The 15,891-nt window shown below is 59.5% G+C and carries 30 protein-coding genes; all 30 read right to left on the bottom strand.

Translation table 11 applies throughout. The features are described from left to right. Positions 1-180: 180 nt before the first annotated feature. The 30 genes from bfr to tuf all read right to left on the bottom strand — a co-directional run bounded on the left by bfr (position 181) and on the right by tuf (position 15,864). The gene (gene bfr / locus ACTWJ5_RS03825; protein WP_074985978.1) at positions 181-645 is read right to left on the bottom strand and encodes a bacterioferritin; all 465 of its coding nucleotides are present in this window, start codon (positions 643-645) and stop codon (positions 181-183) included. A 202-nt stretch (positions 646-847) separates the two neighbouring features. After that, the gene (rplQ, locus tag ACTWJ5_RS03820) at positions 848-1,237 is read right to left on the bottom strand and encodes a 50S ribosomal protein L17 (protein ID WP_009617183.1); all 390 of its coding nucleotides are present in this window, start codon (positions 1,235-1,237) and stop codon (positions 848-850) included. Positions 1,238-1,280: 43 nt separating this feature from the next. After that, entirely contained in the window at positions 1,281-2,282 is a 1,002-nt protein-coding gene (locus ACTWJ5_RS03815; protein WP_009617182.1) for a DNA-directed RNA polymerase subunit alpha, read from the bottom strand. 22 nt (positions 2,283-2,304) lie between these two features. Next, positions 2,305-2,925 carry a 30S ribosomal protein S4 gene (gene rpsD, locus ACTWJ5_RS03810; protein WP_009617181.1) on the bottom strand — a complete coding sequence of 207 codons (621 nt, stop codon included), beginning with the start codon at positions 2,923-2,925 and terminating at the stop codon, positions 2,305-2,307. Positions 2,926-2,941: 16 nt separating this feature from the next. Continuing rightward, a complete protein-coding gene (gene rpsK, locus ACTWJ5_RS03805; protein ID WP_003093689.1) occupies positions 2,942-3,331 on the bottom strand; it encodes a 30S ribosomal protein S11 in 390 nt (129 codons plus the stop codon). Positions 3,332-3,349: 18 nt separating this feature from the next. Next, complete coding sequence (gene rpsM / locus ACTWJ5_RS03800; protein ID WP_074985975.1) at positions 3,350-3,706, bottom strand: 30S ribosomal protein S13; 357 nt, start codon at positions 3,704-3,706, stop codon at positions 3,350-3,352. Positions 3,707-3,836: 130 nt separating this feature from the next. Further along, positions 3,837-3,953 (bottom strand): 50S ribosomal protein L36, encoded by a 117-nt coding sequence (rpmJ, locus tag ACTWJ5_RS03795; RefSeq protein ID WP_002555468.1) that lies wholly within the window; start codon positions 3,951-3,953, stop codon positions 3,837-3,839. Between the two features lie 29 nt (positions 3,954-3,982). After that, positions 3,983-5,317, bottom strand: coding sequence for a preprotein translocase subunit SecY (secY, locus tag ACTWJ5_RS03790; RefSeq protein WP_074985972.1), 1,335 nt, complete (start codon positions 5,315-5,317; stop codon positions 3,983-3,985). Beyond that, positions 5,318-5,752, bottom strand: a complete 435-nt coding sequence (rplO, locus tag ACTWJ5_RS03785; RefSeq protein WP_074985970.1) for a 50S ribosomal protein L15 — start codon at positions 5,750-5,752, stop codon at positions 5,318-5,320. It abuts the gene before it with no gap. Positions 5,753-5,755: 3 nt separating this feature from the next. After that, entirely contained in the window at positions 5,756-5,932 is a 177-nt protein-coding gene (rpmD, locus tag ACTWJ5_RS03780) for a 50S ribosomal protein L30 (protein ID WP_009617174.1), read from the bottom strand. Between the two features lie 2 nt (positions 5,933-5,934). Beyond that, entirely contained in the window at positions 5,935-6,435 is a 501-nt protein-coding gene (rpsE, locus tag ACTWJ5_RS03775; RefSeq protein WP_009617173.1) for a 30S ribosomal protein S5, read from the bottom strand. A 3-nt stretch (positions 6,436-6,438) separates the two neighbouring features. Next, positions 6,439-6,789 (bottom strand): 50S ribosomal protein L18, encoded by a 351-nt coding sequence (gene rplR / locus ACTWJ5_RS03770; RefSeq protein WP_009617172.1) that lies wholly within the window; start codon positions 6,787-6,789, stop codon positions 6,439-6,441. Positions 6,790-6,799: 10 nt separating this feature from the next. Continuing rightward, positions 6,800-7,333, bottom strand: a complete 534-nt coding sequence (rplF, locus tag ACTWJ5_RS03765; protein WP_009617171.1) for a 50S ribosomal protein L6 — start codon at positions 7,331-7,333, stop codon at positions 6,800-6,802. An 11-nt stretch (positions 7,334-7,344) separates the two neighbouring features. Next, on the bottom strand, positions 7,345-7,737 hold the full coding sequence (rpsH, locus tag ACTWJ5_RS03760) for a 30S ribosomal protein S8 (RefSeq protein WP_009617170.1): 393 nt from the start codon (positions 7,735-7,737) through the stop codon (positions 7,345-7,347). A gap of 188 nt (positions 7,738-7,925) precedes the next feature. Then, positions 7,926-8,231: a 30S ribosomal protein S14 gene (rpsN, locus tag ACTWJ5_RS03755; RefSeq protein WP_009617169.1), complete on the bottom strand. Its 306-nt coding sequence runs from the start codon at positions 8,229-8,231 to the stop codon at positions 7,926-7,928. Positions 8,232-8,244: 13 nt separating this feature from the next. Then, positions 8,245-8,784, bottom strand: coding sequence for a 50S ribosomal protein L5 (gene rplE / locus ACTWJ5_RS03750; RefSeq protein WP_009617168.1), 540 nt, complete (start codon positions 8,782-8,784; stop codon positions 8,245-8,247). Between the two features lie 17 nt (positions 8,785-8,801). Beyond that, on the bottom strand, positions 8,802-9,116 hold the full coding sequence (gene rplX / locus ACTWJ5_RS03745) for a 50S ribosomal protein L24 (RefSeq protein ID WP_009617167.1): 315 nt from the start codon (positions 9,114-9,116) through the stop codon (positions 8,802-8,804). Positions 9,117-9,128: 12 nt separating this feature from the next. After that, the gene (gene rplN, locus ACTWJ5_RS03740; RefSeq protein ID WP_003093714.1) at positions 9,129-9,497 is read right to left on the bottom strand and encodes a 50S ribosomal protein L14; all 369 of its coding nucleotides are present in this window, start codon (positions 9,495-9,497) and stop codon (positions 9,129-9,131) included. 16 nt (positions 9,498-9,513) lie between these two features. Continuing rightward, complete coding sequence (gene rpsQ / locus ACTWJ5_RS03735) at positions 9,514-9,780, bottom strand: 30S ribosomal protein S17 (protein ID WP_009617165.1); 267 nt, start codon at positions 9,778-9,780, stop codon at positions 9,514-9,516. 2 nt (positions 9,781-9,782) lie between these two features. Beyond that, entirely contained in the window at positions 9,783-9,974 is a 192-nt protein-coding gene (gene rpmC, locus ACTWJ5_RS03730; RefSeq protein WP_009617164.1) for a 50S ribosomal protein L29, read from the bottom strand. Next, positions 9,974-10,387 (bottom strand): 50S ribosomal protein L16, encoded by a 414-nt coding sequence (gene rplP, locus ACTWJ5_RS03725; protein WP_009617163.1) that lies wholly within the window; start codon positions 10,385-10,387, stop codon positions 9,974-9,976. Before rplP ends, rpmC begins: the two co-directional genes overlap by 1 nt. Positions 10,388-10,398: 11 nt before the next feature. Next, on the bottom strand, positions 10,399-11,085 hold the full coding sequence (rpsC, locus tag ACTWJ5_RS03720; RefSeq protein WP_009617162.1) for a 30S ribosomal protein S3: 687 nt from the start codon (positions 11,083-11,085) through the stop codon (positions 10,399-10,401). Between the two features lie 13 nt (positions 11,086-11,098). Next, positions 11,099-11,431 carry a 50S ribosomal protein L22 gene (gene rplV / locus ACTWJ5_RS03715; RefSeq protein ID WP_003103908.1) on the bottom strand — a complete coding sequence of 111 codons (333 nt, stop codon included), beginning with the start codon at positions 11,429-11,431 and terminating at the stop codon, positions 11,099-11,101. Positions 11,432-11,443: 12 nt separating this feature from the next. Next, the gene (gene rpsS / locus ACTWJ5_RS03710; protein WP_003093734.1) at positions 11,444-11,719 is read right to left on the bottom strand and encodes a 30S ribosomal protein S19; all 276 of its coding nucleotides are present in this window, start codon (positions 11,717-11,719) and stop codon (positions 11,444-11,446) included. A gap of 16 nt (positions 11,720-11,735) precedes the next feature. Further along, positions 11,736-12,557 (bottom strand): 50S ribosomal protein L2, encoded by an 822-nt coding sequence (gene rplB / locus ACTWJ5_RS03705; RefSeq protein ID WP_009617152.1) that lies wholly within the window; start codon positions 12,555-12,557, stop codon positions 11,736-11,738. 11 nt (positions 12,558-12,568) lie between these two features. Then, complete coding sequence (gene rplW, locus ACTWJ5_RS03700) at positions 12,569-12,868, bottom strand: 50S ribosomal protein L23 (protein ID WP_043273414.1); 300 nt, start codon at positions 12,866-12,868, stop codon at positions 12,569-12,571. Next, a complete protein-coding gene (gene rplD, locus ACTWJ5_RS03695) occupies positions 12,865-13,467 on the bottom strand; it encodes a 50S ribosomal protein L4 (protein ID WP_009617148.1) in 603 nt (200 codons plus the stop codon). Before rplD ends, rplW begins: the two co-directional genes overlap by 4 nt. A 14-nt stretch (positions 13,468-13,481) precedes the next feature. Further along, positions 13,482-14,117 (bottom strand): 50S ribosomal protein L3, encoded by a 636-nt coding sequence (gene rplC, locus ACTWJ5_RS03690; protein WP_009617147.1) that lies wholly within the window; start codon positions 14,115-14,117, stop codon positions 13,482-13,484. 82 nt (positions 14,118-14,199) lie between these two features. Beyond that, positions 14,200-14,511, bottom strand: a complete 312-nt coding sequence (gene rpsJ / locus ACTWJ5_RS03685) for a 30S ribosomal protein S10 (RefSeq protein WP_003243886.1) — start codon at positions 14,509-14,511, stop codon at positions 14,200-14,202. Between the two features lie 159 nt (positions 14,512-14,670). After that, positions 14,671-15,864, bottom strand: coding sequence for an elongation factor Tu (tuf, locus tag ACTWJ5_RS03680; protein WP_009617114.1), 1,194 nt, complete (start codon positions 15,862-15,864; stop codon positions 14,671-14,673). Positions 15,865-15,891 lie beyond the last annotated feature (27 nt).

The raw sequence follows: 15,891 nt of genomic DNA, 5'->3' as shown, positions 1-15,891 counted from the left end.
GGGACCAATTTATGAAAAGCAACGGCACGATAGTTTTTATCTCTTACCAGAACCGTGCGTGATAGCCTCCCGAACAGCGGAAATACAGCACCGAAATCCCCCCTTGGCGGCGCCTGGTGGAAACAAAAAAGCCCCTGCGACCGACGGACGCGAGGGGCTTCTTTCATTGCGGACGAAACCTCATATCTGCGACTGCAGGTAGTTCTCCAGGCCCATCTTGGCGATCAGCCCGAGTTGCTGCTCCAGCCAGTAGGCGTGGTCTTCCTCGGTGTCGGCCAACTGGACCTTGAGGATGTCGCGGCTGACGAAGTCCTTGTGCTGTTCGCACAGCGCGATGCCCTTGGCCAGGGCCGCACGCACCTGGCGCTCCAGCTTGAGATCGGCTTCGAGCATTTCCGGCACGGTACGGCCCGGGTGGATATCGTCGGGACGCATGCGCGGCGTGCCTTCCAGCAACAGGATGCGGCGGATCAGGGCGTCGGCGTGCTGGGTTTCCTCTTCCATCTCGTGGTTGAGGCGCTCGTAGAGCTTGGCGAAGCCCCAGTCCTCGTACATGCGCGAGTGGATGAAGTACTGGTCGCGCGCGGCCAGCTCGCCGGTCAGCAGGGTATTGAGGTAGTCGATTACTTCAGCATGGCCTTGCATCAGTCAGCTCCATGAGTCCGATGAGGAATTGAAGAGAATTGGCGCCTCGACGACCATGATCCGCATCAAGTCGAGGATAGTCCCACCGGCGCCATAGCGCCTTGCCAGACGCGCAGATCATGGGCCGAAGGGAACGAGATACATTTCCAGCGGGCAATAAAAAACCGGGCCAAGGCCCGGTTTTTCATGAGTGGCTTTCGCCTTACTCAGCAGCTTCAACCGCTTCGCCGCCTACAGCACGATCAACCAGCTCGACGTACGCCATGGGGGCGTTGTCGCCAGCGCGGAAACCGCACTTGAGGATGCGCAGGTAGCCGCCCGGACGGTTGGCGTAGCGCTTGCCCAGCTCGTTGAACAGCTTGCCTACGGCAGCTTTCGAACGGGTACGGTCGAAAGCCAGACGACGGTTGGCGACGCTGTCTTCCTTGGCCAGGGTGATCAGCGGCTCGGCAACGCGACGCAGTTCCTTGGCCTTGGGCAGGGTGGTTTTGATCAGTTCGTGTTCGAACAGCGACACAGCCATGTTCTGGAACATAGCCTTGCGGTGCGCGCTGGTGCGGCTCAGGTGACGACCACTTTTACGATGGCGCATGGTTCAATTCCTTTCCAAACTTTACGTTCGGTAGCTACGACGATCAGGCAGTAGCCTTGTCGTCTTTCTTAAGACTTGCCGGCGGCCAGTTGTCGAGGCGCATACCGAGGGACAGACCGCGAGAGGCCAGAACGTCCTTGATTTCGGTCAGGGACTTCTTGCCCAGGTTCGGAGTTTTCAGCAGCTCTACTTCGGTGCGCTGGATCAGGTCACCGATGTAGTAGATGTTCTCCGCCTTCAGGCAGTTGGCCGAACGAACGGTCAGCTCCAGGTCATCGACCGGACGCAGCAGGATCGGATCGATCTCGTCTTCCTGCTCTTCAACGACGGGTTCGCTGTCGCCCTTGAGGTCCACGAACGCTGCCAGCTGCTGTTGCAGGATGGTAGCGGCGCGACGGATAGCCTCTTCGGGGTCCAGGGTGCCGTTGGTTTCCAGATCGAGGACCAGCTTGTCCAGGTTGGTACGCTGTTCGACACGGGCGTTCTCGACCACGTAGGCAACACGACGTACGGGGCTGAACGAGGCGTCGAGCTGCAGACGGCCGATGCTGCGGCTTTCGTCTTCATCGCTCGAGCGGGCATCAGCCGGCTCGTAGCCACGGCCACGAGCGACTTTCAGCTTCATGTTCAGCGCGCCGTTATCGGCCAGGTGGGCGATAACATGGTCACCGTTGACGATCTCGACATCATGATCCAGCTGAATATCGGCAGCGGTCACCACACCCGAGCCCTTTTTCGCCAGGGTCAGCGTCACTTCGTCACGGCCGTGCAGCTTGATGGCCAGACCTTTCAAGTTGAGCAGGATTTCGATGACGTCTTCCTGAACACCTTCGATCGCCGAGTACTCGTGGAGTACGCCGTCGATCTCGGCCTCGACCACTGCACAGCCGGGCATGGAGGACAACAGGATGCGACGCAGCGCGTTGCCCAGGGTATGGCCGAAGCCACGCTCGAGAGGCTCGAGCGTGATCTTGGCGCGGGTTTGGCTGACCACCTGCACATCGATGTGGCGGGGGGTCAGGAACTCATTTACCGAACTCTGCATGGATGCACCTATTTTCTAGCCCTTACTTGGAGTAGAGCTCGACAATCAGGTTTTCGTTGATGTCGGCGGACAGGTCGGCACGAGCCGGAACGCTCTTGAAGGTACCGGCCTTCTTGTCGGTGTCCACTTCGACCCACTCAACGCGACCGCGCTGGGCGCACAGTTCGAGGGCTTGAGCGATACGCAGCTGGTTCTTCGATTTCTCGCGAACAGCAACGACGTCGCCGGCCTTCACCTGATAGGACGGGATGTTGACGGTCTGACCGTTAACGCTGATGGTCTTGTGGGACACCAACTGACGGGATTCCGAACGGGTGGAGCCGAAGCCCATACGATAGACGACGTTGTCCAGACGGCATTCCAGCAGTTGCAGCAGGTTCTCACCAGTGGAGCCCTTGCGGCGGGAAGCCTCTTGGTAGTAGCCACGGAACTGACGCTCCAGCACGCCGTAGATGCGGCGGACTTTCTGCTTCTCACGCAGTTGCAGACCGTAGTCGGACAGACGGCCACGGCGAGCGCCGTGCTGGCCAGGAACCTGTTCGGCCTTGCACTTGGAGTCCAGAGCGCGAGCGCCGCTCTTCAGGAACAGGTCGGTGCCTTCACGGCGAGACAGTTTGCATTTGGGACCAATGTAACGAGCCATTTCTCACTGTCTCCTATTACACGCGACGCTTTTTCGGCGGGCGGCAGCCGTTGTGCGGGATCGGGGTTACGTCGGTGATGCTGGCGATCTTGTAACCGCAGGCATTCAGCGCACGAACAGCCGATTCGCGACCCGGGCCCGGGCCTTTGACGTTGACGTCAAGGTTCTTCAGACCGTATTCCAGAGCAGCCTGGCCGGCACGCTCGGCCGCTACCTGGGCAGCGAACGGGGTGCTCTTACGCGAGCCGCGGAAGCCCGAACCACCGGAGGTGGCCCAGGACAGGGCGTTGCCCTGACGGTCGGTGATGGTAACGATGGTGTTGTTGAAGGACGCGTGGATATGCGCGATCCCGTCAACCACCGTCTTTTTGACTTTCTTGCGAGGACGAGCAGCAGGTTTTGCCATGACTATATTCCTAAGCGATTACTTGCGGATCGGCTTACGCGGGCCCTTACGGGTGCGCGCGTTGGTCTTGGTACGCTGACCGCGAACCGGCAGACCGCGACGATGACGCAGACCGCGGTAGCAACCGAGGTCCATCAGACGCTTGATGTTCATGTTGATTTCGCGGCGCAGGTCACCTTCGGTGGTCAGCTTGGCCACCTCGTTGCGCAGCGAATCGATCTGCTCTTCGCTCAGTTCCTTGATCTTTACTACCGGGCTGATGCCGGTGGCAGCGCAGATGCTCTGTGCGGTGGTGCGACCTACACCATAGATGTAGGTCAGCGAGATAACAGTGTGCTTGTTATCCGGAATGTTTACGCCTGCAATACGGGCCATTCAGAAAAACTCCAATTGACAGCTACCCGGCGCCCAGGAAGCCAAGAAAGGGCGCGGATATTAGCGCTGTAATAACAAATAATCAACCCGGCAGCGCACTAGCTGCCGGGCTATAACGCGTGGTTCACACTCAGCCTTGGCGCTGCTTGTGACGCGGCTCCGCGCTGCAGATCACGCGAACGACGCCTTCGCGACGGATGATCTTGCAGTTACGGCACAGCTTCTTAACCGATGCACGAACTTTCATCAGTGACTCCTACTAACCTTACGGGCCGGTCAGCGCAGCATGCTGCTGCCGCCATAACCCTTCAGGTTGGCTTTCTTCATGAGGGATTCGTACTGGTGAGAAACGAGGTGCGATTGTACTTGGGCCATAAAGTCCATCACAACCACGACCACGATCAGCAACGAGGTCCCGCCGAGGTAGAACGGAACGTGGGCAGCCACCACCAGGAACTGGGGCAACAGGCACACCGCCGTCATGTACAGGGCACCGAACATGGTCAAACGGGTCAGCACGCCATCGATGTAGCGAGCGGACTGTTCGCCCGGACGAATACCCGGAATAAATGCACCGGACTTCTTGAGGTTTTCCGCCACGTCCTTGGGATTGAACATCAGCGCTGTGTAGAAGAAGCAGAAGAAGATGATCCCTGCACTAAACAGCAGAATGTTCAGCGGCTGCCCCGGCGCGATCGCTTGCGCGACGTCCTGCAGCCAACCCAGGCCCTCCGACTGACCGAACCAGGCGCCCAGGGACGCCGGGAACAGCAGGATGCTGCTGGCGAAGATGGCCGGGATCACGCCCGCCATGTTCACTTTCAGCGGCAGATGGCTGGTTTGCGCGGCAAACACCTTGCGACCTTGCTGGCGCTTGGCGTAATGCACGGCGATGCGGCGCTGACCGCGCTCGATGAACACCACGAACGCGATGATCGCGACGGCCAGCAGGCCGACGGAGATCAGGGCGAAGATGTTGATGTCACCTTGGCGGGCGGACTCGAAAGACTGCCCGATGGCGCGCGGCAGGCCGGCGACGATCCCGGAGAAGATCAGCATGGAGATACCATTGCCGACGCCCCGCTCGGTGATCTGCTCGCCCAGCCACATCATGAACAGCGCACCCGCCACGAAGGTGGTGACTGCCACGAAGTAGAAGCCGAAGTCATTGGAGAAGGCCACGCCCTGGCTGCCCAGACCAACGGCCATGCCGATGGCCTGGACGAGTGCCAGGACGAGCGTTGCGTAGCGGGTGTACTGGCTGATCTTGCGACGCCCAGACTCACCCTCTTTCTTCAACTGCTCCAGCTGCGGGCTGATAGCGGTCATGAGCTGCATGATGATCGATGCCGAGATGTACGGCATGATCCCCAGTGCGAAGATGCTCATGCGCTCCAGCGCGCCGCCGGAAAACATGTTGAAGAGGCTAAGAATGGTCCCCTCGTTCTGCCGGAACAGTGCCGCCAAGCGATCGGGGTTGATGCCCGGAACCGGGATGTGCGCACCTATCCGGTAGACGATGATCGCCAGGAACAGGAAACGCAGACGTGCCCAGAGCTCGGACAGACCACCACCGTTGCTCAGCGCAGAGAGAGCACCTTGCTTAGCCATTTAGTCCTCGAATTTGCCGCCAGCTGCTTCGATAGCCGCACGAGCGCCTTTGGTGGCGCCGATGCCCTTCAGGGTAACCGCGCGGGCAACTTCACCGGACAGCACGACTTTGACGCGCTGTACGTTGCGGTTGATCACGTTGGCATCCTTCAGGGATTGCACGGTGACTACGTCGCCTTCGACCTTGGCCAGCTCGGAGGTACGAACCTCGGCGCGATCCAGGGCCTTCAGGGACTTGAAGCCGAACTTCGGCAGACGGCGGTGCAGCGGCTGCTGGCCACCCTCGAAGCCCGGGGCGATGGTGCCGCCGGAGCGCGAGGTCTGACCTTTGTGACCACGGCCACCGGTCTTGCCCAGGCCGCTACCGATGCCACGGCCCGGACGCAGCTTTTCGCGACGGGCACCCGGCGCGGAACGCAGATCGTTCAGTTGCATGGATTAACCCTCCACACGCAGCAGGTAGTAGGCCTTGTTGATCATGCCGCGGTTTTCAGGAGTGTCCTGAACTTCGACGGTATGATTGATGCGACGCAGGCCGAGGCCTTTGACGCAAGCCTTGTGATTGGCCAGACGGCCGTTCAGGCTTTTGATCAGGGTAACTTTGACAGTTGCCATGGTTAGAGAATCTCCTCGACGCTCTTGCCACGCTTGGCCGCTACCGACTCAGGGGACTGCATGTTCTTCAGGCCCTTGAAGGTGGCGTATACCACGTTGACCGGATTGGTCGAACCGTAGCACTTGGCCAGAACGTTCTGCACACCGGCCACTTCCAGGACGGCACGCATGGCGCCGCCGGCGATAATGCCGGTACCTTCGGAAGCCGGCTGCATGTACACCTTGGAGGCGCCATGGGCGGACTTGGTCGGGTACTGCAGGGTGGTGCCGTTCAGATCCACCTGGATCATGTTGCGGCGGGCAGCTTCCATGGCCTTCTGGATGGCGGCAGGCACTTCACGCGCCTTGCCACGACCGAAGCCAACACGGCCCTTGCCATCGCCAACCACGGTCAGCGCGGTGAAGGCGAAGATACGGCCACCTTTTACGGTTTTGGCGACGCGGTTAACTTGAACCAGCTTCTCGATGTAGCCTTCGTCGCGCTTTTGATCGTTGTTTGCCATAACTTAGAACTCCAGACCGCCTTCGCGAGCGGCATCAGCCAGGGCCTTGATGCGGCCGTGGTACTTGAAGCCAGAACGGTCGAACGCCACCTGAGTGACGCCGGCAGCCTTGGCGCGTTCGGCGACCAGTTGACCAACTTTCTTGGCTGCGTCGACGTTGCCGGTGGCACCTTCGCGCAGTTCCTTGTCCAGGGTCGAGGCGCTGGCCAGGACCTTGCCGCCGTCGGCCGCGATGACCTGGGCGTAAATGTGCTGGGAGGAGCGGTACACGCAAAGGCGTACGGCTTCCAGCTCGCGCATCTTCAGGCGTGCCTTGCGAGCGCGACGCAGACGGGTTTCTTTCTTGACGCTCATTTGCTATGCCCTACTTCTTCTTGGCTTCTTTACGAAGTACGACTTCGTCCGAATACCGCACGCCCTTGCCTTTGTACGGCTCCGGCGGACGGAAATCGCGGATCTCCGCGGCAACCTGGCCGACCAGCTGCTTGTCGATGCCCTTGATCAGGATATCGGTCTGGCTGGGGGTTTCGGCGACGATGCCGGCGGGCAGTTCGTAATCGACCGGGTGGGAGAAGCCGAGGGCCAGGGACAGCACTTGGCCTTTGGCCTGCGCCTTGTAACCAACGCCGACCAGCTGGAGCTTGCGCTCGAAGCCCTGGCTGACGCCGATCACCATGTTGTTGACCAGGGCGCGGGTGGTACCGGCCATGGCACGGGTCTGCTGGTCGCCGTTACGGGCGGCGAAACGCAGCTCACCGTTGTCCTGGATGACTTCTACGGACGGGTGGACTTTCAGCTCGAGGGAGCCTTTGGAGCCCTTGACCGAGAGTTCCTGACCAGCCAGCTTGATTTCAACGCCGGCGGGCAGTTTGACGGGGTTCTTAGCAACGCGAGACATGCTGATTCCCCTTAGAACACAGTGCAGAGCACTTCGCCACCAACGCCAGCGGCACGGGCAGCGCGGTCGGTCATCACACCTTTGTTGGTGGAGACGATCGACACACCCAGACCACCGCGGACTTTCGGCAGCTGATCAACGGACTTGTACTGGCGCAGGCCAGGACGGCTGATTCGCTTCACTTCTTCGATGACGGGTTTGCCTTCGAAGTACTTCAGCTCGATGGACAGCTGAGGCTTGGCCTCGGCGCTGACCTGATAGTCCGCAATGTAACCTTCGTCCTTGAGGACTTTGGCTACTGCCGCCTTCAGCTTGGAAGACGGCATGCTCACGACGGTCTTCTCAGCCATCTGGGCATTACGGATGCGAGTTAGCATGTCTGCTAACGGGTCCTGCATACTCATGGGCTTAATGCTCCTGATACAAAAGATAAGCCTTCAACGATACTCACCCTCAAAACACAGGGCGAGAAAAGCCCAGGCTCGGGGGAGCCGGGTATTCTAGAGATCGCTCAAAAACGAATCAAGCCCCACGAGGGGGCTTGATTCGCAAAGCGATCAACGGAGCCGTTGCCGGCCCCGTCTCGACCGACTTACCAGCTGGCTTTCACCAGGCCCGGTACGTCGCCGCGCATGGCGGCTTCACGCAGCTTGTTACGGCTCAGGCCGAACTTGCGGTAGAAGCCGTGCGGACGACCGGTCAGGCGGCAACGGTTACGCAGGCGGCTGGCGCTCGCGTCACGCGGTTGCTTCTGCAGGGCGACCTGCGCATTCCAACGCTCTTCCTGGGAGGAGTTCGGATTAGCGATGATCGCTTTCAGCTCAGCACGCTTCTGGGCGTACTTGGCGACCGTGCGCTGACGCTTCAGCTCACGGTTTTTCATGCTCTCTTTGGCCATGTTCCTACTCCAATCAGTTGCGGAACGGGAAGTTGAAGGCGCGCAGCAGAGCGCGACCTTCATCGTCCGTACGGGCGGTGGTGGTCAGAGTGATGTCCATGCCGCGCAGAGCATCGATCTTGTCGTAATCGATTTCCGGGAAGATGATCTGCTCTTTCACGCCCATGCTGTAGTTGCCGCGGCCATCGAAGGACTTGGCATTCAGGCCGCGGAAGTCACGCACGCGCGGCAGGGAGATGGAGAGCAGGCGGTCCAGGAATTCGTACATGCGGTCGCCACGCAGGGTGACCTTCACGCCGATCGGCCAGCCTTCACGGATCTTGAAGCCGGCGATGGACTTACGAGCGTAAGTCACAACCGGCTTCTGGCCTGCGATCTTTTCCAGATCGGCCACGGCGCTCTCGATGACTTTCTTGTCACCGACAGCTTCGCCAAGACCCATGTTCAGGGTGATTTTGGTAACGCGCGGAACTTCCATCACGTTCGCCAGCTGAAGCTCTTGCTTCAGCTTGGGCGCGATTTCCTTCCGGTACAGTTCTTTCAATCGTGCCATGGTATCTACCTACTCCCTCAAGCCTGGACCGGTTTCTGGGTCGACTTGAAGACACGAACCTTCTTACCGTCTTCTACCTTGAAGCCAACACGGTCAGCCTTGCTGGTTTCCGGGTTGAAGATGGCGACGTTGGAGACGTGCAGAGGCGCCTCCTTCTCGACGATCCCGCCTTGCTGGTTGAGCATGGGGTTGGGCTTGGTGTGGCGCTTGATCAGGTTCACACCGCCAACGACCAGACGGTCGTCAGCGAGAACTTTCAGCACCTTGCCACGCTTGCCCTTGTCCTTGCCGGCAATGACGATGACTTCGTCGTCACGACGAATTTTTTGCATGACGGCTACTCCTTACAGCACTTCAGGGGCGAGCGAGACGATCTTCATGAACTTCTCGGTACGAAGTTCACGAGTCACGGGCCCGAAGATACGGGTGCCGATCGGCTCCTGCTTGTTGTTCAGCAGGACGGCGGCGTTACCGTCGAAGCGGATGATGGAGCCGTCGGTGCGACGAACGCCGTGCTTGGTACGAACGACCACGGCAGTCATCACCTGGCCTTTCTTCACCTTGCCGCGCGGAATCGCTTCCTTGACGGTGACTTTGATGATGTCGCCAATGCCGGCGTAGCGACGGTGGGAACCGCCGAGCACCTTGATGCACATTACGCGACGCGCGCCGCTGTTATCAGCGACATCGAGCATGGATTGAGTCTGAATCATTATCTATCTCCGACCCTTAGACTTCCACTGCGCGCTCGACGATATCAACCAGGGTCCAGGCCTTGGTCTTGGCCAGCGGACGGGTTTCGCGAATGGTGACCAGGTCACCAATGCGGCACTGATTGGTTTCGTCGTGGGCGTGCAGCTTGGTCGAACGCTTCACGTATTTGCCGTAGATCGGGTGCTTGACGCGACGCTCGATCAGAACGGTGACGGTCTTGTCCATCTTGTCGCTGACGACGCGGCCGGTCAGCGTACGGACGGTTTTCTGAGCTTCAGCCATGTTCACTTACCTGCTTGCTGATTGAGCACAGTTTTGACGCGAGCGATGTCGCGCTTCACCTGCGAGAGCAGGTGGGACTGCGCCAACTGGCCAGTTGCTTTCTGCATGCGCAGATTGAACTGGTCGCGCAGCAGGCCGAGCAGTTGCTCGTTCAGCTGCTCCACGGATTTCTCACGAAGTTCATTCGCTTTCATCACATCACCGTCCGCTTAACAAAGGAGGTGGCGAGCGGCAGCTTTGCAGCAGCCAGGGCGAATGCCTCACGCGCCAGCTCTTCGGATACACCCTCGATCTCGTACAGGACCTTGCCCGGTTGAATCTGGGCTACCCAGTACTCGACGCCGCCCTTACCTTTACCCATACGAACTTCGAGGGGCTTCTTGGTAACCGGCTTGTCGGGGAATACGCGGATCCAGATCTTGCCGCCACGTTTTACGTGACGGGTCAGCGCACGACGTGCGGACTCGATCTGACGCGCGGTGAGACGGCCACGGCTGGTCGCCTTGAGGGCGAACTCGCCGAAGCTGACTTTGCTACCGCGATGAGCCAGGCCACGGTTGTGACCGGTCATTTGTTTGCGGAACTTCGTACGCTTAGGTTGCAGCATTTGCGTACTCCTTACTTAGCAGCTTTTTTACGAGGAGCGGGCGCTACCGGCTTGAGCTCTTCCTGGCGGCCACCGATGACCTCGCCTTTGAAGATCCAAACCTTGACACCGATCACACCATAGGTGGTGTGCGCTTCGTAGGTGGCATAGTCGATATCGGCACGCAGGGTGTGCAGGGGCACACGACCTTCGCGATACCATTCGGTACGAGCAATTTCAGCGCCGCCCAAACGACCACTCACCTGGATCTTGATGCCCTTGGCACCAATACGCATGGCGTTCTGCACGGCGCGCTTCATGGCGCGACGGAACATGACGCGGCGTTCCAGCTGCTGAGCTACGCTCTGCGCAACCAGCATGCTATCGAGTTCCGGCTTGCGGATTTCCTCGATGTTGATGTGCACGGGCACACCCATTTGCTTGGTCAGGTCCTGGCGCAGCTTCTCAACATCTTCACCTTTCTTGCCGATCACGATACCGGGACGGGCGGTGTGGATGGTGATACGTGCGGTTTGAGCCGGGCGATGGATATCGATACGGCTTACGGACGCGCTTTTTAGTTTGTCTTGGAGGTACTCACGAACCTTCAGGTCGGCGAACAGATAATCGGCGTAAGTGCGCTTATCTGCGTACCAAACGGAGGTGTGCTCCTTGACGATACCCAGGCGGATGCCATTGGGATGTACTTTCTGACCCATCTGATCGACTCCGTTACTTGTCCGCAACCTTGACAGTGATATGGCAAGACCGCTTGACGATGCGATCAGCACGGCCTTTGGCGCGCGGCATGATGCGCTTGAGCGAACGACCTTCGTTGACGAAGACAGTGGAGACCTTCAGGTCATCCACATCGGCGCCTTCGTTGTGCTCAGCGTTGGCAACAGCCGACTCCAGCACTTTCTTCATGATCTCGGCGGCTTTCTTACTGCTGAAAGCCAGGAGGTTGAGCGCTTCGCCCACCTTCTTCCCGCGGATCTGGTCGGCGACCAAGCGGGCTTTCTGGGCGGAGATACGAGCGCCCGACAGCTTAGCGGCTACTTCCATCTTCCTTACCCCTTAACGCTTGGCTTTCTTGTCCGCAGCATGCCCACGATAAGTGCGGGTAGCAGCGAACTCGCCGAGTTTGTGACCGACCATGTCTTCGTTGACCAGGACCGGCACGTGTTGACGGCCGTTGTGGACAGCGATGGTCAGACCAACCATATGCGGCAGAATCATCGAACGACGCGACCAGGTCTTGATCGGCTTACGGTCGTTCTTTTCCACCGCCACTTCGACCTTCTTCAGCAGGTGAAGATCGATAAAAGGACCTTTTTTCAGAGAACGCGGCACTGTCGTATCCCTCTATTTACTTGCGGCGACGGACGATCATGTTATCGGTACGCTTGTTCGCGCGAGTCTTCTTACCCTTGGTCTGAAGACCCCACGGCGATACCGGATGACGACCAGCAGAGGTACGACCTTCACCACCACCATGCGGGTGGTCGACCGGGTTCATGGCGACGCCACGAACGGTCGGGCGAATGCCGCGCCAGCGTTTGGCACCGGCTTTACCCAGCGAACGCAGGCTGTGCTCGGAGTTCGAGACTTCGCCCAGGGTCGCACGGCAGTCAGCCAGGACTTTACGCATTTCACCGGAACGCAGACGCACGGTCACGTAAGCGCCTTCACGGGCTACCAGTTGGGCCGAGGCGCCAGCGGAGCGAACCAGCTGGGCGCCTTTGCCCGGCTTCAGCTCGATACCGTGGATGGTGCTACCAACCGGGATGTTGCGCAGCGGCATGTTGTTGCCGGGCTTGATCGGAGCGCCGATACCGGAGATCAGTTGATCGCCAGCCACCACGCCTTTGGGGGCGATGATGTAACGACGCTCACCGTCCGCGTACTTCAGCAGAGCGATGTGCGCAGTGCGGTTCGGGTCATATTCCACGCGCTCGACGATGGCAGGGATGCCATCCTTGTTGCGGCGGAAGTCGACCAGACGGTAGTGCTGCTTGTGACCACCGCCGATGTGGCGGGTGGTGATACGACCGTTGTTGTTACGGCCGCCCGACTTGGACTTCTTCTCGACCAGGCCAGCGAACGGAGCACCCTTGTGCAGGTTCTGGTTCACGACCTTGACGACGAAGCGACGACCAGCGGAAGTCGGTTTGCATTTAACGATTGCCATGATGCACCCCTTTACTCAGCGCCAGCTGCGAAATCGAGATCTTGGCCGGGCTGAAGGGCGATGTACGCCTTCTTCCAGTCGTTACGCTTGCCCAGGCCGCGAACGGTACGCTTGGTCTTGCCCTGAACGTTCAGGGTGGTGACGCGACGTACTTTCACGCCGAACAGGCTTTCGACGGCCTTCTTGATTTCCAGCTTGGTTGCATCAGTGGCAACCTTGAAAACGAATTGGCTCTTGCCGTCCGCCAGCCCCGTGGCTTTCTCGGAGATATGCGGGCCCAGCAGCACTTTGAATACGCGTTCCTGGTTCATGCCAGCAGCTCCTCGAACTTCTTCACGGCGGACACGGTGACGAGCACCTTGTCGTAGGCGATCAGGCTGACCGGGTCGGAACCCTGGACGTCGCGTACATCGACGTGCGCCAGGTTGCGCGCAGCCAGGTACAGGTTTTCATCAACGCCATCGGTGACGATCAGCACGTCTTTCAGGCCCAGGCCGTCCAGCTTGCTGACCAGACCTTTGGTTTTCGGTGCATCGACGGCGAAGTCGGCAACGACAACCAGGCGGTCCAGACGGACCAGCTCGGAGAGGATGGAGCGCAGGGCTGCGCGGTACATCTTCTTGTTGAGCTTCTGGGAGTGATCCTGCGGTTTGGCGGCGAAAGTGGTGCCGCCCCCACGCCAGATGGGGCTGCGGATGGTGCCAGCACGAGCACGACCGGTGCCCTTCTGACGCCACGGCTTCTTGCCGCCACCGGAAACTTCGGAACGAGTCTTCTGAGCACGGGTGCCCTGACGGCCGCCAGCCATGTAGGCGACGACAGCCTGGTGAACCAGAGTCTCGTTGAATTCGCTGCCAAAGGTACGCTCGGAGACTTCGATAGCCTGAGCGCCATTCACATTAAGTTGCATCTCAGCTTCCCCTCTTAACCGCGAGCCTTGGCTGCCGGACGCACGAGCACGTCACCGCCGGTAGCGCCAGGAACGGCACCCTTGACCAGCAGCAGATTACGCTCGGCATCGACACGCACGACCTCAAGGGATTGAACGGTTACACGCTCAGCACCCATGTGACCGGACATTTTCTTGCCCTTGAACACTCGACCAGGAGTCTGGCACTGGCCGATCGAACCCGGGACGCGGTGGGAAACGGAGTTACCGTGGGTATTGTCTTGACCACGGAAGTTCCAGCGCTTGATGGTACCGGCGTAGCCTTTACCCTTGGACTCGCCGGTAACGTCTACCAGCTGGCCTGCCTGGAACAGATCGACGGAGATGGAATCGCCTGCCTTGAACTCCTCTTCGCCCAGACGGAATTCCCACACGCCGCGACCGGCGGCGACATTCGCCTTGGCAAAGTGACCGGCCTGAGCCTTGGTCACGCGAGAAGCACGACGCTCGCCGGCAGTTACCTGCACAGCGCGATAGCCATCGGTCTCTTCGTTTTTGAACTGGGTGACGCGATTCGGCTCGACCTCAATGACCGTGACCGGAATGGAGACACCATCTTCGGTGAAAATGCGGGTCATGCCGCACTTACGACCGACAACACCAATTGTCATCTTAAGAACCTCTTTAGTGTACGGGGCTTTCACCCGCTATGGCCGCCCATTTCAGAGCGTTACACGACCAATGCCGAAGGCATTAGCCGAGGCTGATCTGTACTTCGACGCCAGCAGCAAGGTCGAGCTTCATCAGCGCGTCGACGGTCTTGTCGGTCGGCTGAACGATGTCGAGCACACGCTTGTGGGTACGAATTTCGTACTGGTCACGAGCGTCCTTGTTGACGTGCGGGGAAATCAGCACGGTGTAACGTTCCTTGCGGGTCGGCAGAGGAATCGGACCACGCACCTGAGCCCCAGTACGTTTCGCGGTTTCCACGATTTCCTGGGTAGATTGGTCGATCAGGCGGTGGTCAAAAGCCTTCAACCGAATACGGATTTGTTGATTTTGCATTTGACCTCAGACTCCAAGTTGCCTTTCCCAACGGACGGACTCCGCCCGTTAAAAGGAGGCGCAATTGTACGGATGCCCCCCGAGGGTGTCAATATTTAACCAATCCAACGAAAAAGGGGCCCCGAAGGGCCCCTTTTCCTCATGCGCTAGATCAGTCGATTACTCGATGATCTTGGCAACCACGCCGGCGCCAACGGTACGGCCACCTTCGCGGATAGCGAAGCGCAGGCCGTCTTCCATGGCGATCGGAGCGATCAGGGTGACGGTCATCTTGACGTTGTCACCCGGCATTACCATCTCGACGCCTTCCGGCAGCTCGCAGTTGCCGGTCACGTCGGTGGTACGGAAGTAGAACTGCGGACGGTAGCCCTTGAAGAACGGGGTGTGACGACCACCTTCTTCCTTGGACAGCACGTACACTTCGCACTCGAACTTGGTGTGCGGCTTGATGGTGCCCGGCTTGGCCAGAACCTGGCCACGCTCTACGTCTTCACGCTTGGTGCCGCGCAGCAGGACGCCGACGTTCTCGCCAGCACGACCTTCGTCGAGCAGCTTGCGGAACATTTCAACGCCGGTGCAGGTGGTCTTGGTGGTCGGACGGATGCCGACGATTTCCACTTCTTCCTGGACCTTGACGATACCGCGCTCAACACGACCGGTTACCACGGTGCCGCGGCCGGAGATCGAGAACACGTCTTCGATCGGCATCAGGAACGGCTGGTCGATGGCACGAACCGGCTCGGGGATGTAGGAGTCCAGGGTTTCTACCAGCTTGCGCACGGCGGAAACGCCCATCTCGTTGTCGTCCTGGCCGTTCAGAGCCATCAGGGCGGAACCGATCACGATCGGAGTGTCGTCGCCCGGGAAGTCGTAGGTGTTCAGCAGGTCGCGAACTTCCATCTCGACCAGTTCCAGCAGCTCGGCGTCGTCAACCATGTCGGCCTTGTTCAGGAACACGACGATGTAGGGAACGCCTACCTGACGGGACAGCAGGATGTGCTCGCGGGTCTGCGGCATGGGGCCGTCAGCAGCCGAGCAAACCAGGATCGCGCCGTCCATCTGGGCAGCACCGGTGATCATGTTCTTCACGTAGTCGGCGTGGCCCGGGCAGTCTACGTGAGCGTAGTGGCGTACCGGCGAGTCGTATTCGACGTGCGAAGTGTTGATGGTGATACCACGGGCTTTCTCTTCCGGCGCGTTGTCGATCTGGTCGAAGGCGCGAGCGGAGCCACCCCAGGTCTCGGAGCAGACCTTGGTCAGAGCAGCGGTCAGAGTGGTTTTACCGTGGTCAACGTGACCGATGGTGCCGACGTTGACGTGCGGTTTGTTACGTTCAAATTTTTCCTTAGCCACGACAGTAACCTCTTACTTAAAGGGCTG

The organism is Pseudomonas sp. A6 (assembly GCF_052367875.1).
GTDB classification, from domain to species: Bacteria; Pseudomonadota; Gammaproteobacteria; order Pseudomonadales; family Pseudomonadaceae; genus Pseudomonas; species Pseudomonas citronellolis.
Note: the sequence above shows the minus strand (reverse complement) of the source record. Positions and strands in the feature narration are given on the sequence as shown.

Coding starts and splice junctions, on each gene's coding strand:
- bfr (WP_074985978.1), bottom strand. CDS start 645: ATGCAAGGCCATGCTGAAGTAATCGACTACCTCAATACCCTGCTGACC.
- rplQ (WP_009617183.1), bottom strand. CDS start 1,237: ATGCGCCATCGTAAAAGTGGTCGTCACCTGAGCCGCACCAGCGCGCAC.
- ACTWJ5_RS03815 (WP_009617182.1), bottom strand. CDS start 2,282: ATGCAGAGTTCGGTAAATGAGTTCCTGACCCCCCGCCACATCGATGTG.
- rpsD (WP_009617181.1), bottom strand. CDS start 2,925: ATGGCTCGTTACATTGGTCCCAAATGCAAACTGTCTCGCCGTGAAGGC.
- rpsK (WP_003093689.1), bottom strand. CDS start 3,331: ATGGCAAAACCTGCTGCTCGTCCTCGCAAGAAAGTCAAAAAGACGGTG.
- rpsM (WP_074985975.1), bottom strand. CDS start 3,706: ATGGCCCGTATTGCAGGCGTAAACATTCCGGATAACAAGCACACTGTT.
- rpmJ (WP_002555468.1), bottom strand. CDS start 3,953: ATGAAAGTTCGTGCATCGGTTAAGAAGCTGTGCCGTAACTGCAAGATC.
- secY (WP_074985972.1), bottom strand. CDS start 5,317: ATGGCTAAGCAAGGTGCTCTCTCTGCGCTGAGCAACGGTGGTGGTCTG.
- rplO (WP_074985970.1), bottom strand. CDS start 5,752: ATGCAACTGAACGATCTGCGTTCCGCGCCGGGTGCCCGTCGCGAAAAG.
- rpmD (WP_009617174.1), bottom strand. CDS start 5,932: ATGGCAACTGTCAAAGTTACCCTGATCAAAAGCCTGAACGGCCGTCTG.
- rpsE (WP_009617173.1), bottom strand. CDS start 6,435: ATGGCAAACAACGATCAAAAGCGCGACGAAGGCTACATCGAGAAGCTG.
- rplR (WP_009617172.1), bottom strand. CDS start 6,789: ATGAGCGTCAAGAAAGAAACCCGTCTGCGTCGCGCTCGCAAGGCACGC.
- rplF (WP_009617171.1), bottom strand. CDS start 7,333: ATGTCTCGCGTTGCTAAGAACCCCGTCAAACTGCCCGCCGGCGTTGAA.
- rpsH (WP_009617170.1), bottom strand. CDS start 7,737: ATGAGTATGCAGGACCCGTTAGCAGACATGCTAACTCGCATCCGTAAT.
- rpsN (WP_009617169.1), bottom strand. CDS start 8,231: ATGGCCAAAGAGAGCATGAAAAACCGTGAGCTGAAGCGTCAGCGCACG.
- rplE (WP_009617168.1), bottom strand. CDS start 8,784: ATGGCACGATTGAAAGAACTGTACCGGAAGGAAATCGCGCCCAAGCTG.
- rplX (WP_009617167.1), bottom strand. CDS start 9,116: ATGCAAAAAATTCGTCGTGACGACGAAGTCATCGTCATTGCCGGCAAG.
- rplN (WP_003093714.1), bottom strand. CDS start 9,497: ATGATTCAGACTCAATCCATGCTCGATGTCGCTGATAACAGCGGCGCG.
- rpsQ (WP_009617165.1), bottom strand. CDS start 9,780: ATGGCTGAAGCTCAGAAAACCGTCCGTACGCTGACCGGCCGCGTCGTC.
- rpmC (WP_009617164.1), bottom strand. CDS start 9,974: ATGAAAGCGAATGAACTTCGTGAGAAATCCGTGGAGCAGCTGAACGAG.
- rplP (WP_009617163.1), bottom strand. CDS start 10,387: ATGCTGCAACCTAAGCGTACGAAGTTCCGCAAACAAATGACCGGTCAC.
- rpsC (WP_009617162.1), bottom strand. CDS start 11,085: ATGGGTCAGAAAGTACATCCCAATGGCATCCGCCTGGGTATCGTCAAG.
- rplV (WP_003103908.1), bottom strand. CDS start 11,431: ATGGAAGTAGCCGCTAAGCTGTCGGGCGCTCGTATCTCCGCCCAGAAA.
- rplB (WP_009617152.1), bottom strand. CDS start 12,557: ATGGCAATCGTTAAATGCAAACCGACTTCCGCTGGTCGTCGCTTCGTC.
- rplW (WP_043273414.1), bottom strand. CDS start 12,868: ATGAACCAGGAACGCGTATTCAAAGTGCTGCTGGGCCCGCATATCTCC.
- rplD (WP_009617148.1), bottom strand. CDS start 13,467: ATGCAACTTAATGTGAATGGCGCTCAGGCTATCGAAGTCTCCGAGCGT.
- rplC (WP_009617147.1), bottom strand. CDS start 14,117: ATGACAATTGGTGTTGTCGGTCGTAAGTGCGGCATGACCCGCATTTTC.
- rpsJ (WP_003243886.1), bottom strand. CDS start 14,511: ATGCAAAATCAACAAATCCGTATTCGGTTGAAGGCTTTTGACCACCGC.